The organism is Pseudonocardia sp. DSM 110487 (assembly GCF_019468565.1).
In the GTDB taxonomy this organism is placed as follows: Bacteria; Actinomycetota; Actinomycetes; order Mycobacteriales; family Pseudonocardiaceae; genus Pseudonocardia.
The window spans coordinates 3,877,957-3,893,511 of the sequence record NZ_CP080521.1 but is presented as its reverse complement, the minus strand read 5'-3'; the positions used below and the strand labels follow the sequence as shown (position 1 = coordinate 3,893,511).

Annotated in this window: 15 protein-coding genes; 7 read left to right on the top strand and 8 right to left on the bottom strand. The window is 70.0% G+C overall.

Annotated features, from left to right (window positions below; all coding sequences use genetic code 11):
- The first annotated feature begins 240 nt into the window (after nucleotides 1-240).
- From K1T35_RS18165 to fabG, 4 genes are read left to right on the top strand one after another with little or no spacing between them, the layout of a single operon-like run.
- Nucleotides 241-1,527: an aspartate aminotransferase family protein gene (locus K1T35_RS18165; RefSeq protein WP_220261311.1), complete on the top strand. Its 1,287-nt coding sequence runs from the start codon at nucleotides 241-243 to the stop codon at nucleotides 1,525-1,527.
- Nucleotides 1,524-2,897 (top strand): aldehyde dehydrogenase family protein, encoded by a 1,374-nt coding sequence (locus K1T35_RS18160; RefSeq protein WP_220261310.1) that lies wholly within the window; start codon nucleotides 1,524-1,526, stop codon nucleotides 2,895-2,897. The genes K1T35_RS18165 and K1T35_RS18160 overlap by 4 nt, the downstream gene beginning before the upstream one ends.
- The gene (locus K1T35_RS18155; RefSeq protein WP_220261309.1) at nucleotides 2,894-4,045 is read left to right on the top strand and encodes a phosphotransferase enzyme family protein; all 1,152 of its coding nucleotides are present in this window, start codon (nucleotides 2,894-2,896) and stop codon (nucleotides 4,043-4,045) included. Before K1T35_RS18160 ends, K1T35_RS18155 begins: the two co-directional genes overlap by 4 nt.
- 6 nt (nucleotides 4,046-4,051) lie before the next feature.
- On the top strand, nucleotides 4,052-4,831 hold the full coding sequence (gene fabG, locus K1T35_RS18150) for a 3-oxoacyl-ACP reductase FabG (protein ID WP_220261308.1): 780 nt from the start codon (nucleotides 4,052-4,054) through the stop codon (nucleotides 4,829-4,831).
- Between the two features lie 27 nt (nucleotides 4,832-4,858).
- Here the strand turns inward: fabG and K1T35_RS18145 are convergent, their stop codons facing one another.
- The 4 genes from K1T35_RS18145 to K1T35_RS18135 all read right to left on the bottom strand — a co-directional run bounded on the left by K1T35_RS18145 (nucleotide 4,859) and on the right by K1T35_RS18135 (nucleotide 8,024).
- Nucleotides 4,859-5,683 carry a tetratricopeptide repeat protein gene (locus K1T35_RS18145; RefSeq protein WP_220261307.1) on the bottom strand — a complete coding sequence of 275 codons (825 nt, stop codon included), beginning with the start codon at nucleotides 5,681-5,683 and terminating at the stop codon, nucleotides 4,859-4,861.
- Between the two features lie 10 nt (nucleotides 5,684-5,693).
- Nucleotides 5,694-6,338 carry a GPP34 family phosphoprotein gene (locus K1T35_RS18140; protein WP_220261306.1) on the bottom strand — a complete coding sequence of 215 codons (645 nt, stop codon included), beginning with the start codon at nucleotides 6,336-6,338 and terminating at the stop codon, nucleotides 5,694-5,696.
- Between the two features lie 326 nt (nucleotides 6,339-6,664).
- The gene (locus tag K1T35_RS48925; protein WP_255622133.1) at nucleotides 6,665-6,799 is read right to left on the bottom strand and encodes a hypothetical protein; all 135 of its coding nucleotides are present in this window, start codon (nucleotides 6,797-6,799) and stop codon (nucleotides 6,665-6,667) included.
- Between the two features lie 580 nt (nucleotides 6,800-7,379).
- Nucleotides 7,380-8,024, bottom strand: a complete 645-nt coding sequence (locus K1T35_RS18135; protein WP_220261305.1) for a hypothetical protein — start codon at nucleotides 8,022-8,024, stop codon at nucleotides 7,380-7,382.
- Nucleotides 8,025-8,269: 245 nt separating this feature from the next.
- Here K1T35_RS18135 and K1T35_RS18130 point away from each other — a divergent pair, with 245 nt between their 5' ends.
- Nucleotides 8,270-9,043 carry a hypothetical protein gene (locus tag K1T35_RS18130; protein WP_220261304.1) on the top strand — a complete coding sequence of 258 codons (774 nt, stop codon included), beginning with the start codon at nucleotides 8,270-8,272 and terminating at the stop codon, nucleotides 9,041-9,043.
- Nucleotides 9,044-9,127: 84 nt separating this feature from the next.
- Here K1T35_RS18130 and K1T35_RS18125 read toward each other — a convergent pair whose 3' ends face one another.
- From K1T35_RS18125 to K1T35_RS18115, 3 genes are read right to left on the bottom strand one after another with little or no spacing between them, the layout of a single operon-like run.
- The gene (locus tag K1T35_RS18125; protein ID WP_220261303.1) at nucleotides 9,128-10,036 is read right to left on the bottom strand and encodes an alpha/beta hydrolase; all 909 of its coding nucleotides are present in this window, start codon (nucleotides 10,034-10,036) and stop codon (nucleotides 9,128-9,130) included.
- Nucleotides 10,029-10,700 (bottom strand): TetR/AcrR family transcriptional regulator, encoded by a 672-nt coding sequence (locus K1T35_RS18120; RefSeq protein WP_255622131.1) that lies wholly within the window; start codon nucleotides 10,698-10,700, stop codon nucleotides 10,029-10,031. The genes K1T35_RS18125 and K1T35_RS18120 overlap by 8 nt, the downstream gene beginning before the upstream one ends.
- Before the next feature lie 50 nt (nucleotides 10,701-10,750).
- Nucleotides 10,751-11,566 carry an oxidoreductase gene (locus K1T35_RS18115; RefSeq protein ID WP_220261302.1) on the bottom strand — a complete coding sequence of 272 codons (816 nt, stop codon included), beginning with the start codon at nucleotides 11,564-11,566 and terminating at the stop codon, nucleotides 10,751-10,753.
- Nucleotides 11,567-11,953: 387 nt separating this feature from the next.
- On the opposite strand from K1T35_RS18115, the gene K1T35_RS18110 reads away from it, so the two are divergent.
- Together K1T35_RS18110 and K1T35_RS18105 are read left to right on the top strand one after the other, a co-directional pair.
- Nucleotides 11,954-13,909, top strand: coding sequence for a sensor histidine kinase KdpD (locus K1T35_RS18110; protein WP_220261301.1), 1,956 nt, complete (start codon nucleotides 11,954-11,956; stop codon nucleotides 13,907-13,909).
- Between the two features lie 28 nt (nucleotides 13,910-13,937).
- Nucleotides 13,938-14,321 carry a DUF742 domain-containing protein gene (locus K1T35_RS18105; RefSeq protein ID WP_220261300.1) on the top strand — a complete coding sequence of 128 codons (384 nt, stop codon included), beginning with the start codon at nucleotides 13,938-13,940 and terminating at the stop codon, nucleotides 14,319-14,321.
- A gap of 164 nt (nucleotides 14,322-14,485) precedes the next feature.
- Here the strand turns inward: K1T35_RS18105 and K1T35_RS18100 are convergent, their stop codons facing one another.
- Nucleotides 14,486-15,292, bottom strand: coding sequence for an SAM-dependent methyltransferase (locus K1T35_RS18100; protein WP_220261299.1), 807 nt, complete (start codon nucleotides 15,290-15,292; stop codon nucleotides 14,486-14,488).
- Nucleotides 15,293-15,555 lie beyond the last annotated feature (263 nt).

The window sequence follows — 15,555 nt, the reverse complement described above, 5'->3', positions numbered from 1 at the left end:
ACATGATCACGGATCTTCGGGTGGACCACAAGGCCTAACTTTTCTCGCGTTCGGGCCAGGGCCGTTCATTTGAGGTGGCCCGCTCACGGCGTGAGCACGCAATGGCCACTGAAACGCTTTTCACCGCTGAAACGCTTTCCATTGGCCATGGTTGACACTTGCGGGGACTCCCGACAGGCTGCCCGCGGCTGGATCGACACCGGCTGCATCTGCGCCGGCGCCGGCGCATCGGGGAGGGCGATGGAGGTCGACGATCTCGTGCGGTTCGGCTCCAAGGCTGAGCTGCTGGAACGTGCCGCGGAGTACTGGAATCCCGACAAGACGGCGTTCTGGGTCGGCAGCGGCATCGATCTGGTGATCGACCGCCGAGAGGGTTATCTGTTCTGGGACATGGATGGCAGACGGCTGATCGATGTGCACCTCAACGGAGGGACCTACAACCTCGGTCACCGCAACCCGGAGGTGATGGGCGCGGTCACCGCGGCGATGGGTCGCTTCGACATCGGCAACCACCACTTCCCGTCGCTCGCCCGCACCGCGCTCGCGGAGGCGCTGGTGCGCAGCGCCCCGGCGACGCTGACGAAGGTCGCGTACGCCTCGGGCGGTGGCGAGGCCGTCGACATCGCACTGAAGAGTGCCCGGCACGCCACGGGCAGGCGCGGGATCGTCTCGGTCATGAAGGCCTACCACGGCCACACCGGACTCGCCGTCGCGACCGGCGACGAGCGGTTCTCCAAGCTGTTCCTCGCCGACCGCCCCGAGGAGTTCCGGCAGGTACCGTTCAACGACCTCGAGGCGATGGAGCACGCGTTGCGCCCCGGGGACGTCGCGGCGGTGGTGATGGAGACGATCCGGGCCACCTACGGCTTCCCGCTCGCGGAGCCGGGCTATCTCGCGGGGGTCAAGGCGCTCTGCGAGCGGTACGACGCGCTGTACATCGCCGACGAGGTGCAGACCGGCCTGATGCGCACCGGGGAGCTGTGGGGCATCACGAAGCACGGTGTCGAGCCCGACATCCTGGTCACCGGCAAGGGCTTGTCGGGGGGCGTGTACCCGATCGCGGCGGTGCTGCTGAGCGAGCGAGCGGGGGCGTGGCTACGCGAAGACGGGTTCGGGCACATGTCCACCTTCGGCGGTGCCGAGCTGGGCTGCATCGCCGCGCTCGCGACACTGGAGATCACGCTGCGACCCGAGGTGCGCTCGACGGTGCACTACATCGCCGACGCCGTCGGCACCGGACTGCGGGCGATCCGCGACGACCACCCGGGCTGGTTCACCGGCATCCGCCAGGACGGGGTCGTGCTGGGCCTGGAGTTCGACCATCCCGAGGGCGCCAAGCACGTCATGCGCGAGCTCTACGAGGTGGGCGTGTGGGCGATCTTCTCCTCCCTCGATCCGCGGGTGCTCCAGTTCAAGCCCGGCATCCTGATGACCCCTGACCTGGTCGAGGAGCTCCTGGACCGGGTGGCCGTTGGGGTGTCCCGCGCCGCACGCCGCGCCGCACCCGTGGGACAGGGCACCGCGTGACGGGGCAGGTGTCGACCATCGAGCACGTGCTCGGCCATGCACGCTGGGCGGCCCGGGCCTACCAGCGCTACCCCGCCACCGATGTCGCGCGCATCGTGTCCGCCGTGGCCGCCGCGGCGCAGACGAACGCCCGCCGGCTCGCCGAGGCAGCGGTGGCGGAATCGGGTCGCGGGGTCGTGACCGACCGGACCCGGACCCATACGGCCTGCGCGAACGCCGCGAATGAGCTCCGCGAGGCGGATCTCCTGAGCCCGCGCATGGATCCGTCGGGGGCACGCGTCGAGGTTCCCCGGCCGGTGGGGGTCGTGTTGTCGCTCCTGCCCGCCCACCTCGCGTTCGCCCATGGCTGCGTCGCGACGTTGTTCGCGCTGATGACCCGCAATGCGATCGTCATCCGGTGCCCGGCCGGGGAGCCCAGCTGCGCCGAGGGCGTCCGCATGCTGGCGACGTCGGCGGTCGCGGCCGGCGCCCCGGACGGCGTGATCCAGTGCCTCGTCGAGCAGAGCGCGCCGCCCACCGCCGACCTCCTGATCGATGGACGCCTCGACCTCGTCGTGACATCCCCCGGTACCGCCCCGGCCGCAGGCGGCGTGCCGGTCCTCGTCGACGCGGCGGTCGACCCCGCGGCGGTGGCCGCGCAGCTCGTGGAGAGCGTGTCGTTCGACAACGCACTGGTCGGCGGCACCGAGTCGGTGCTGGTCGTCACGGATGGGGTCGCCGAGCCCGTCACGGCCGAACTCGGCCGCCACGGTGCCGCGGTGCTCGACGGCGCGGCGGCCGGGCAGCTCCGCCGGTACCTGTTCCCGGACGGGGCGCTCGCCGCGGAAGCCGCCGGGCGGGACGCCGTATGGATCGCCCACCGCGCCGGAATCCGCGTCGACCCCGCGACCCGCGTCCTCGTCGCGCCGTTCGATCTCGTCGTCCCCGAGGAAACGCTCGTGCGCGGGACGTGCGCGCCGGTGCTCGGCATGGTGCGGGTGCCCGACGTCATGCGGGGCGTGGCAGCGGCCCGATCCGTGGTGCGCGCCGGCCCCGGGCTCGCCGCAGCCGTGCACTCGACCGATCCGGCCGTGATCGCGCGGTTCTGCACCGAGGTCCCGGTTGGCCGCGTCGTGGTGAACGCCGGCACGACCGCGGGCCCCGACGGGGACGCCGGGCTCGCCGGGGCCGTCGCGGCCGGCATGACCGTCGCCGGCCTGCCGTCGCCCGGGATTCGGCCCGAGGAGCTGCTGCGCTGGACAAGCGTCACGTCGACCGGCACACGGCCCGAGCTGATCGCACACCTCACCACGACGGAAACCCGGGTGGCCGAGCGCGGTCCCGTCCCGCCGTACCCGGTTGCATCCAATGCACGGGAGGGCGTGCAGTGACCGAGGACAACGCGATCGAAGACAACGCGATCGAAGACAACGCGATCGAAGACAACGCGATCGAAGACAACGCGATCGAAGACAACGCGATCGAAGACGAGGCGGCCGCCCGGGGCGACGACCGGGTCGCCGAGGCCGCGCTCGGCAGATACGGGCTGTCCGCACAGCGGACCATGCGACTGATCAACCTCTCGGAGAACGCGACGTACCGGATCGACGATCCCGGGACGGGTCGCAGCGGCATCCTGCGGGTGCACCGGGCCGAGTACCACGACCGGGCAGCGATCGAGTCCGAGTTGGACTGGATGGGCGCTCTCGGCACGGACGCCGGCATCTCGACACCGTCGGTGGTGCTCACGCGGGACGACGACCGCGTGGTCACGGTCGAGGTTGATGGCACCGCCCGACACGCCGTGCTGTTCACGGTCGTCCCAGGCGTCGAACCGGATGGGACGCTGCTCGGCGCGGAGATCTTCGCTGCGCTCGGCGCCATCACGGCTCGGCTGCACCGCCACTCGCGCGCGTGGCGCCGTCCGGCCGGCTTCTCGAGGTTCTCATGGGACTGGCCGAACTCACTGGGCGCGAGCGCAAGGTGGGGGCGCTGGCAGGACGGCATCGGCGTCGGCGATGCCGAGCGGGCCGTACTCGCTCCGGCCGCCGAGTTGGTGCGCGACCGGCTCGCCGACTACGGGACATCCCCGGATCGCTTCGGCTTGATCCACGCCGATCTGCGAGCGGCGAACCTGCTCGTCGACGGTGACCGGCTGCACGTGATCGACTTCGACGACTGCGGCTTCTCCTGGTTCCTGTACGACTTCGCGGCCGCTGTCAGCTTCGTCGAACACGACCCTCGACTGCCCGAGTGGCAGGCCGCCTGGCTGCGCGGCTACCGCACGGTGGAGCCGCTCGACCCGGCCGACGAGCAGATGCTCGCCACCTTCGTGATGATGCGCAGGCTGATGCTGGTGGCCTGGATGGGTTCGCACGCGCACTCCCGCGAGTGCCGGGAGATCGGGCCGGGCTACACCGCGGACTCCTGCATGCTCGCGCGGCGCTACCTGCAGTCGGCCGGGCAGTCGCTACGCCCGGCCACTCGTGCACCCGGACAACCCCACGACCACACCCAGACGAACCTTCGACGGAGTTGATGCTTGATGTTCACCTCGATCGCCGGCCGTTCGGTCGTCGTCACCGGAGCGAGCCGGGGCATCGGCCGCGGCATCGCGGGCGTGTTCGCCGCAGCCGGCGCCCGGGTACTGGTCGTGGGCCGCGACGAGGACGCGCTCGCCTCGACCGTCGCGGAGTTGACGAAGGCAGGGGGCGAGGCGTCGGCCGTGGTGTGCGACGTCCGGGACCGCGAGCAGTGCGACGAGATGGCGCGCACCGCGCTCGCCCGGCACGGCGGCATCGACGTGCTGTGCGCCAACGCGGGCGTCTTTCCCTCCGCCCGGCTGGAGGACATGAAGCCGGCGGATCTGGACGAGGTGCTGGCCACCAACCTCAAGGGCACGGTGTTCGCGGTCCAGGCCTGCCTGCCCGCGCTGACCGAGTCGGGCCGGGGCCGGATCGTGGTCACGTCCTCGATCACCGGGCCGATCACGGGCTACCCCGGCTGGTCCCACTACGGCGCCAGCAAGGCCGGCCAGCTCGGGTTCATCCGCACGGCGGCCATGGAACTGGCCCTGCGAGGCGTCACCATCAACGCCGTGCTGCCGGGCAACATCGTCACGGAGGGGCTCGAGGACCTCGGGCAGGACTACCTCGACCAGATGGCCCGATCGATCCCCCAGCGCAGGCTGGGCACGCCGGCCGACATCGGAAACGCCGCTCTGTTCTTCGCGACGGAGGAGGCCGCGTACATCACCGGTCAGTGCCTCGTCGTCGACGGCGGCCAGGTCCTTCCCGAGTCGCTGATGGCCCTCGACGAGATGTGACCTCGAGATGCGACCCCGGCCGGCCGGCTACGGGCCGGGCCGGGAGGCCGACTGGATGGCCACCGCGTCGGCGAGTTCCGCCTGCAGGGCCACGGTGTCGGGGTGGGCCGGCCCGCGTACCGACTCCGTAGCCGAGTAGGCCAGCTGCAGCTGAGTCACGGCATGGTCGACCCGGCCGAGTGCGAGGGCGATGTCCGCGGCCGCCGCCCGGACGACCGTGGTCAGGTAGTCACGAGGCCCGAAGATCGCTTCGGCGTCGTGGAGGAGCTGGTCCAGCGCCGCGGAGGCCGGGCCGAGGTCGCCCGCTTCCGCGCCGTCGAGAGCCAGCCCCAGGCGGGACACGAGGGTGTCGGGGTGGCTGGGGCCGAGGGCGAGAGCCCGCTGGTGCGCGACCCGCGAGTGCACGGCCACCGCGTCGGCCGTGCGTCCGGAGAGCCGCAGCACGGTGCCCAGCGCGTCCCGCGCGTCCAGCGTGCGCGGATGCCCGTCCCCGAACACCGCGACCCGAGCGGCGAGATTCACCTCGAGCATGCCCAGCGCTGCCGCCAGCCGGCCGGCGCACGCGTGGGCGACCGCCATGTTCCCGGCGGCGACGAGCGTGTCCGGGTGCTGTGGCCCGAGCACTCCCGCGCAGTCGGCGACCACATCGTGGAAGGCCTCGACGGCCTCGTCCGCCCGATCCTGATGAACGAGATCAACCCCGGCGGCGTTGCGTTCCGCCAGCTCCAGCCAGCGGACGGCCGAGCTGTGTTGCGGAGCCCCGCCGAGGGCCTGGTGGAGGGCAGCACTCTGGGCGAGAAAGGCCGAACCTTTGAACCGGCCTCCATCGAGACCGCCGCCGGCGGATGTCATCTGTGGTCACTCACCGGCCGCCCAACGCCACCGATGCGGCGGCGACCGCCGCTGCCAATCCGGCCACCACCGCCTGCAGCGCCGGCGGCAGGTAGGTGTTCAACTCTTTGAGCACGTCTCGCGCATCGTGGACCTCGAAAACCCGCTCGGCGCCCAATGCGCCGACCATCGACGCGACGGTCGCGCCGGCCAAGTCGAACTCGGCAGGATGGGTGAGCATGTGCCGCACCCGGTTGCGCGAGCTGCTGGCCCGCAACAGATCCATCGCCGGGAATCGGTCCGGCTTGCGACCGCGCAGTCCCAGCGACCCCCGCTGGTGCCGCACCACTCCCTCGTCGACGAGCTCCCGCACGACGAGGTCGGTGACGGCCTCGCCCAGGGAACCCACCCACGTGCGCACGGTGTAGGACTTCTGTTGATCGGCAACACATCCGAGGACGTAGTCACCGACCCGGTCGGTAGGCCCGGCCTGGACCGGGTCCGCCATCACCACGTGGTCGTCGATGATCCCGATCCGTCGACCGATGACGAGGTCGGCGAGTTCGGCAGCGGATACCCCGCACTCCAACAGCTCCTGGCTGACCTCCCCCTTCCCCGTGAACGGGTCGTGGAGGAGCAGGAAGAGCTGGCACGACAACTTCGTTGTCTGCTTCATAGCGTGGATCACAATAGCGAAGAGGTCCCGTCGCCGACAGCCCGGCCCTTGGCATTTCAACGCAGCATTGCGTAAAGCGTTTCATTCGCGGATCTGACAGCGATCGAACGTAGGGTCGACAAGTCGTAGAACCTTGCACCGGTTCAGACGTGGAGCCCGTCGTCATTCGCACCGGATCACGCCGATGGCAGGGCGTCAGGCCGGGCGATCTCGAGACCGTGCAAAAGTTACCCGTAGGCAACACCTTCGAGACCCGGGGCGACGACGGACCGGGCCGAGCCCGGAGCCAGGCGAACTCATCAGACAACGAACCGTGGGCCGGCACCTCACCGGCTGATCTCCATGATCCTGCGGTAGGAGGTCGGGCGCGGCAGCAGCCCGGTCAGCAGAACCGTGGAGGCAACGGCGAACGGGCGAGCGGCGGCCCTTGCGGGCGCGTGGATGGGCTCGAGCTCCAACATCGTTCCCCTGTTTTCGCTCTCTCGCTGATCCTGCTCCAGGCGAAGAACTCGAATCAGATCCGCACCGCACGAAATGGCGTCCGCTGCCTGCACCCGGGCCGGCAGTCGGTCACCGAAGCGGCAGCTGTCCTGTCGCTACATCTTCGCGAGTCCCAGATGGGTCCTGAACGAGATGCGGTGCAGATCACGCACAAGATCATGTCCGGCCAGACAAGGCCTGGTGAGCTGCGAGAACATCAACTCACCGAGCCTTGCCCGTGCCGTCGGGACGACAGGATTTGAACCCGCGACCCCCAGTACGGTCAACGGATCGCACCGGCCTTCGGAAACAGAGAATCTCCCGCTTGGCGCGGTGCAGTACGACGCACCCCTTCGTCGTTCGGACCCGCTCGGCGCAATGCGGTGCTCCACATTTGCTCCACCCAAGTCGGTCAATGCAGTCGTAGGACGCACCTCTCCCCCCGTGCGGCCCGCGCTCCAGTTGACCTGTCATAAGATCGCTTGTCGCTCAACATGACGGCCCCGGCATCTGCGCCGCCGGTGCTGCGTCCACGGCGGGCTGTTCCCCGGCGTTGCCCGCTCAGCGCGGCGGCGGGCCGGCCGGACCCGCAGGCGGCGGACCGTAGCCGGGCGGCGGGCCCGGCTGCCACGGCGGCGGACCGCCGTAGGGCGGGCCGGGCGGCCACGGCGGGGCCGCCGCCCGGCGCCGCCCCGAACGGCGCACGAGCCACAGCGTGAGCAGCACCGCCGCCGTGATCACGACCAGTATCACGACCAGTGCGATGATGCCGATGGTGGCGAAGGCGCCTCCGATCGCACCGCCGATGGTCTGCTCGTCCATCGCCGGATCGCGCGGGCCGAACGACGTCTCGAGCTGCTGCCGACTGGCCTCGGTCGCGTCGTTCCCGATCTCGATCCGCATCTCGTCGAACCGCAGCGGGAGCTGGGTCCACACGAGCTCGCCCGCCCTGATGAAGGCGGGCCCCCCGCTGAGCGAATCGTGCCCCGAGGCCGACACGACAACGATGTCGCGGCCGTTGGTCGAATTCAGGTTGACGTTGGTGTCGCGGAAGCCGTCCTCAGCGAGGCGTCCCGACATGGCGATCGCCGTCTGCAATGGGTTGCCGCCGGCGCACCCGCCGAGCAGGACGGCGATCAGCGCGAGGAACGCGATCCCCGCCCGGTGTCGCCCACGTCGTCGTTCGAGCACGCGTCCAGCAGCCATCGCAACCCCCCGGTCGTCCCTGCAACCAAGCCTATCGACGAGACTTTCGGATTCCTCGCGGTCGCATCGCCTCGACGGCGCCTCTGTGGCAGGGACTCGTCGATCGGCGTTCGCGTGACTGTGAGGCGTGCTCCATGCGGAAGAACTCTTCCTTCACCGGCGGCCGGGTCGGCTGCGAGCCTCCCTCCCACGGCGCAGACACCCGTATGGCGCGGCGGCAACCGCTCACCCGCAGAAGGAGAGACATGGCCGGCATCGGTAGGACCACTCAGGGGCTTCACCGTGGCGTGGCGTCCAACGAGATCGACCTCACCTCCCGCACCGGCTCCGGCCTCGTCATGCGGTGGATCAGCGTCGCGCTCGCCCTGCTGTTCGCTGCGGGATGTCTGGCCTCGTTCGTCGCCGGGCCGGAGGAGATGGCTGTCCGGCTGATGGCCGGCGCCGGTGGCCTGGTGGTCGTGCTCGTTGTCGCCTTGGCGGTGGTCGTCCGCCGGCGGGCACCCACGAGGCTGGTGGTGGACCACGAGGGGATCCGGGTGCTGCCGCGACGTGGCCGCGCCCTCGTGCGTCTGGCCTGGACCGAGCTCTCCGGGGTGGGCGTCATGACGAACGAGGTCGCACTCCGCAGCAAGCGGCGCGGGGCGCGCCTGCGCGCCACAGTCGGGGCCGACGCTGCCGTCTCGGTACCGATCTGGCTGGAGCTGTACCCAGCGAACCCCGATGCCGTGGCGCGCCATCCGGAGTTGTACGGGGCCTGGAGCCTCGGGAGCCGCACCGCTCCCGGCGAGAAGCAGAGGTGGATCGTGCACATCGGCGACACCCTCGGGCAGGAGTTCCCGATCGACGAGGCCGTGCAGCGCTGGCGGCCACAGCTGTGGCGGGGCAATCGGTCCGGCTCGGTCTTCTTCGGCGGAAACGAGGCTCGGAACAACGCCGAACTCGCCCGCATGAGGTACTCCCGCTCCCGGCAGCATGCTCGCGGACCAGCTCGGCCTGCAGATCAGGCTGCCGGCCACTGATCGTGACCGTGCGCCCGTGCCGTCGGGCTCGAGTTCTGACTTCCTCGTTCGCCCACGAACCGGCCGGATCGTCGGTTCGTCCGTTCAGCCGCCGTTGAGTGCTTCGTCCAGTGCGGTGGTCTGGGCCTCGACGAAGGCCCGGGAGAGGGCGGTTTTCGGTTCGATGGAGTCGAAGTTGTGGTAAGCGCCGGGCACTACGTGCAGGGTGCAGTCGACGCCGACCTGCTGCAGCCGCCGGGCGTAGGTGACGTCCTCGTCGTGGAACAGGTCGTTGGTGCCGACGCCGATCCAGGCGGGCGGAAGGCCGGAGAGGTCCTCGTAGCGGGCCGGCGCGGCCAGCGGGGGCACGCTGCCGTCCGCGGTGGCGGGGCCGACGTAGGCGCGCCAGCCGAACCGGTTGCTGTGCGGGCTCCACACGCGTAGCGACCGCGGGTCGATGTCGGTGCGGATAGTGGTCCGGTCGTCCAACATCGGGTAGGACAGCAGCTGCAGGACCGGACGGATCTCGCCACGTTCCTTCGCCAGCAGCGCCAACGCGGCGGCCAGACCTCCGCCGGCGCTGGCGCCGCCGACGGCGATGCGGGCGGGGTCGACGTCGGCCTGGCGGGCGAGCCAGCGCAGCGCGGTATAGCAGTCTTCCAGCGGCGTCGGGAACGGGTGCTCGGGTGCGAGCCGGTACTCCACCGAGACGACGACGATGTCGAGCTGCTCGGCGACCCGGCGGCAGAACCGGCTGTCCTGCGCCGCGTCGCCGAGCACCATTCCGCCGCCGTGGATCCACAGCAGCGCCGGCGTCCGAGGCCGGGCCGAAGCCGGCCGGAAGACGTGTACCGACACGTCGGTGTCCACGGAGACGATCTGCGCATCCGGCCGCCGAGCGCTCCCGGTGAGCTTCGTGAGGAGCCGGAGAGTGGGAAGCGTTCGGGCGGTGATGATGGTGCGGGGAAGGAATCGCGCCGCCCGCAGCTGCGGGTTGAACGGTTGCTCAGTCATCGTTTTCCTGACGGGAGGGCGACGTAGCCGGATGTGCCGGCTCGTGTGCGGAAGTGTCGGTCTTGGGTCTGAGCTCGGCGTCCACCAGGGCCAAGGCATTGCGGAGTCCCTGCTCCAGGAGGTCGTCGGAGAGCTGTCGGTCGGTCAAGGCGCGGGAGAGCTGTAGCGTCCCGGCCATCAGGCCGAGGAGGCTGAGCGCTTTCACGCGAGCTGAGAGCGGATCCTCGGGTGCCATGCGGGCGGCGAGGCCGTCGATGACGACAAGCACACCCTGGGTATACGCCTGCCTGATTGCGTCGTCGCCGCGCGCGATCTCGTCGAGCAAGGCGGCGTTGGGGCAGCCGTCGACGGGATCGTCCCGGTGGTCGGCCGACAGGTACCAACGCACGATCTGTTCGAGGCCGGCCGCGCCGGGGGCCGCCTGCTCGACGATGTTCGCGTGCAGTGTGTCCAGTTCGTTGGCGATCGCGGTGACGACGAGGCTGTCCTTGGACGCGAAGTGGGCGTAGAAGGCGCCGTTGGTCAGGCCCGCGTCCTTCATGAGCGTCGCGACTCCGGAGCCGTCGATGCCGTCCCGCTTGAGCCGTCGGCCGGCCGTCGCGATGATCCGCTGCCTTGTCTCCTGCTTGTGTTCTTTCGTGTACCGCACCATGCGTTCGTTCATCTCCGCCGGGACTGACGATCCCGATACCGCCTTGGCCAGGACATCACGCGTCAGTTGGGCATCCGGTTGAACCTGCGGATGACGCGGTCGAAGATCCTGGCCGGGGCGACGCGGTGCACCGCGTTGATGGTCCGGGCGGTCGTGCCGGCGGTGCGCCGTAGTTTCGGGTTGCGGTCGGTGGCCGCCGCGACGATCACCTTGGCGACGACGGCGGGGTCGTCGCCGCTGGTGAGGTTCTTCGCCAGCACCTCGTCGTAGTTGCGCCGTCCCGCCGCGTAGAGCGGCATGGGGGTGTCGGCCTCCACGCTGTGGCCCGCGAACGGGGTGTTGATCGGGCCGGGCTCGACGAGCAGGACCCGGACGCCGTGCTCGCGGACCTCGTGATCCAGCGACTGGGAGTAGCCCTCGACCGCGTGCTTGGTCGAGACGTAGAGGGTCATGAACGGGCTGGGCACGAACCCGCTGAGGGACGAGACGTTGACGATGCGTCCCTGCCGTTGCGCCCGCATGTGCGGCAGGACCGCCTTGGTCATCCGCATGACGCCGTAGACGTTGATGTCGAAGACATCCTGCGTCTGGGTGATCGAGAACTCCTCGGCTGCGCCGGTTGAGCCGACGCCGGCGTTGTTGACCAGGACGTCGATGCGCCCGAACCGGTCGATCACCTGCTTGACCGCTGAGGCGACCGATTCGTCGCTGGTCACGTCGAGGTCGAGGTAGGTCACGCCGGCGGGCGGGGTGGCTCGTGCGGTGTTGCGGCCGGTTCCGATCACCTCGAAGCCCGCGGCGGCCAGTGCGATCGCTGCCGCCTTGCCGATGCCTGAGGTCGCGCCTGTTACGAGCGCGACCTGCTGGGTTGCTGTCATGACTGGCTCCCGATGGTTGAGATTACGTTCGTACGACCATAGCGAGGTCGACAGTCACGGGGCAAGGCCTTCCAGAAATTAAATTATGGTCGTACTCTCAAGGAGGGCGGGGCGCGCGCGTGCTCGGTGGACCTTCGCCGAGCCGCTACCTGGGCTGGCGTCGCGGCACGCCCGCCGCACGTCGGTCCTGACCGCGTGGCTTGACGATCATCCCGGCGTAGAGGTCATCTGCCGAGACCGGACGGCGGCGGAGCCCGCTCGACCGTGGCTACACCGGCGGAGTCCAGATCCTGCGCCAGTACCTACGCGCACTCCGAACCGCCGGGCCAGACCAGGAGACCGACAGCCCGTTCAAGCCGCCATCGGTACGCCGCGACTGACTGGACCATGAGCGACCGCTACGAACATTTCGGGCTGACCCGAAACGTTTTCATGTGTGCCTGGTGGTGCGAGCACCCTGACACCGAAGTCAACGGTGGCGGTATATCGCGCAGGTCGAGAAGCCGGGCCGGCGATGGTCTGACCAATTCACCCGTGCGGCTCAACGGGCAGCGTTTTCCCGGCACTTGCCGTGACCATTTCTGGCAAGCGGACGAATGCCAGCTTGCTGAATGCATGAAGCATGGCCTGCTGCTGCCGCACGCGCTAGCGTCTGTCACCGGTCGATCGCAGCTCCCCCCGCAATTCGACAAATGCCAGCACACTTCGGCTCGCCGTTCTGTCCTGCTCTGCGCTTCGGCGTGCCCTGTCGCTCCACTGTGGAGGACGCGCATGCGTCGCTCGATCCGTGGTTCCCTCGTCGCTCTCTTGCCCCACGGCTACCACCTGGCCGAGCCCGACTGGCAACGACGGCACCGGCTCCTGCTGTACGTGCTCGTCGGGCACGAGTTCGGGCTCGGCCTGTTCGGCCTGGTACTCCGCGCGCCGCCGGTCGTCGTGCTGCTCGCGGTGGCGGTCCCGGCCGCGTGCCTGCTGCTCGGCTGGCTGCTGGGCCAGCACCGGCGGGCGGCCTCGCTGTTCGTCAGCGGTGGGCTCGTCTACAGCTCGGCGGCGCTGGTCGTGCTGACCGGCGGCACGATCGAGGCCCATTTCCACTTCTTCGTCATCATCGGCTTCATCGCGCTGTACCAGGACTGGGTGCCGTTCCTGTTCAACGTGCTCTTCACGGTGGCGAGCCACGGCGTGGGGTCGGCCTGGCAGCAGACGCTGATCTTCAACCACGCGTCGGCACAGGCGAACCCCTGGCTGTGGTCCCTGATCCACGGGGTCGCGGTGCTCCTCGCCTGCGTGGGGATGGCCCTGTTCTGGCGCATCACCGAGGACTCGCAACGGGAGAAGGACGCCCTCCAGCAGCAGCTCGCCCAATCCGAGATCTACCGGCGGCAGTTCGCCTCCGACCTGCTGGTGAACCTGGCCCGGCGCAACCAGAGCATGCTCTACCGGCAGCTGGAGATCATCAACCAGCTCGAGGAGTCGGAGCAGGATCCAGACGCGCTCGCCGAGCTGTTCACGCTCGACCACCTGGCCACGCGGGTGCAGCGCAACGCCGAGAGCCTGCTGGTGCTGTCCGGCGAGCAGCCTGCGCGGGTCTGGCGGGAGCCCGTGCCACTTCACGATGTCGTGCGCGCCGCCATCGCCGAGACCGAGGACCTCGAGCGGGTGTCGGTGCTCGTCGACGACCGCCCGGCCATCGCCGGCCACAGCGTCACCGACACTACGCACCTGATCGCAGAGCTCACCGAGAACGCGGTGCGCTTCTCTCCACCTGACAGTCGGGTGCGAATCAGCTTGCTGCGCGACCAGAGCCGAGCCGGCGGCCTGCTGCTCATCATCGAGGACTGGGGTATCGGGATGACCGCAGAGGACCTCGCGACTGCCAACTTCATCCTGGCCGAGGCCCCCGACATCGACCTGGCCGTCGCGCAGCGTCTCGGCTTCCATGTCGTCGCCCGGCTCGGCGCCCGCCACGGCATCCGGGTCTCGCTCTCCCCGACCCCCGGCTCGGGCATCACCGCGGTGATCGCATTGCCTGCGGACCTGTTCGAGTACGAGCCGGGTCGACGTGGTGATCATCAGGTTCGGCTCGGGGCCAATGACACAGTGCCCAACATGTGGGTGGCGCCCGAGACCCTCGCCGCCAACGCAGTGGTTCCGGCGCAGCGTTCCGAGCCGGTGGGAGTCGAGGGCGCCGAACCGGAGGTGCGCACCCTGCAACGTCGCGTGCCGCAGTCCCACCTGGTCACGGAGCTGCGCGCGTCGAGCCCCGCGTTCCCGTCCAACGGCAACAGCGCGTGGTTCGATCCGGCCGCACCTACCACCGGGCCCGGTTCCGCCCCCGAGTAGGAGTAACGGTGAAGGGCAGGTGGGAACGTTGTCCGGAGCGAAATCCCCGCGGCATGCCGCGCGCGAGAGGCCGCGGCGGGTCATCCCGATCTACGCCGTCACGGGCGGACGAACCCGCGCGACCGGCCGCGAGCTCGCGCTGGAGTCTCTCGTCACCGCGACCGAACGGGCCGGCTGGGACCGGAGTCTCGAGCGCGAGTACCGCACGATCGTCGAGATGGCCCACCGACCTGTATCGCTGGCCGAGATCGCCGCCGCGCTCAGCGTGCCGCTGACCGTGGCGCGCGTGCTCGTGGGCGACCTCGTCGGCGGCGGTTATCTCGTTGTGCACGCCCCATCGCCGGCGTGCGCGGACGGGCGACCGACCGAGGCCGTGCTCACCCGCCTTCTCGCGGGTCTGCGTGCCCACTGAGCCAGGTCGACGTACCGCGCCGCAGGCGGCTGGACGCGGCCGAGCTCGTCCGTCCGGCGCAGGGTCGGCTGTGCTGATCGGCGTCGCGGTCGTCCGGCTCGATGAGCCGCGGCCCGCAGCAGCCGGTTGCCGACCGACGCCGGCAGGCCGGGTCCTGATTCCCGTCAGGGCTTCCGCGCGACGCCGCAGTACTGGGTGACCTCGACGGGGTCCCCCAGCTCGCTCGGGTCGGGACGCCACAACGAGCAGGACACCACGCCGGGGTCGAGCAGCTCGAGGCCGTCGAAGAAGCGGGTGAGCTCCACCCGGCTGCGGGTCCTGATCGGGGGTGCACCGCTGGCGTTGTAATAGGCAACCGACTCCGCCATCGCCTCGGCGTGCACCTCGGCCGTCGGATGGGACATCGCCAGGTAGCTGCCCGAGGGCAGGGCGTCCACGAGGCCGGCGACGATGCCGTGGGCGACATCGTCGTCGAGCACGTAGTTGATGATCCCCAGCAGCATGAGCGCCACCGGGCGCGTGAGGTCGAGGGCGCCGGCTGCGTCCCGCAGGATCGTCTCCCAGTCGCGCACGTCGGCGTGCAGGTACTGAGTGGCTCCCTCGGGGGTGGAGACGAGCAGAGCGCGCGCGTGCGCCAGCACCATCGGGTCGTTATCGACGTACACGATGCGGGACTCCGGGGCGATCGCCTGTGCGACCTGGTGCGTGTTGTTGACCGTCGGCAGGCCGGTGCCGATGTCCAGCAGCTGCCGGATGCCGGCGTCGCGCACGAGGTGCGTGACGGCGCGGACCAGGAATCCTCGGTCCGCCCGCGCGGAGTCGATCAGCTGCGGGAAGATCCCGAGCACCTGCCGCCCGACCTCGCGGTCGACCGAGTAGTTGTCCTTGCCGCCGAGCAGGAAGTCCCAGAACCGCGCCGCCTGGGGGATCGTCGTGTCAATCACCACCGGTGGTGTGTTCGGCTCACCCATCGCAGCGCGTCCTCCTCGGCTCGTCGCCCGTTCCCGGCGGCGGCCAAGTTACACCTGGGCCGGCCCAACCCGGTCGCGTTCGGCCGTCGATCAAAACGCACCGGCCTCCAGCAGCGATTAGCCCGGCGGCGGCGCCGCCGGCCGCATATGAGGCCGGTCCGCGGATGTCGCGCGCGGCATGCCGCGGGCCCTCCGCGGCGCTGCTCAAGCCCGCCGCTGACCACGGCGGTGGTGACCACGATCCGGCGCACGCACAGGCCCGG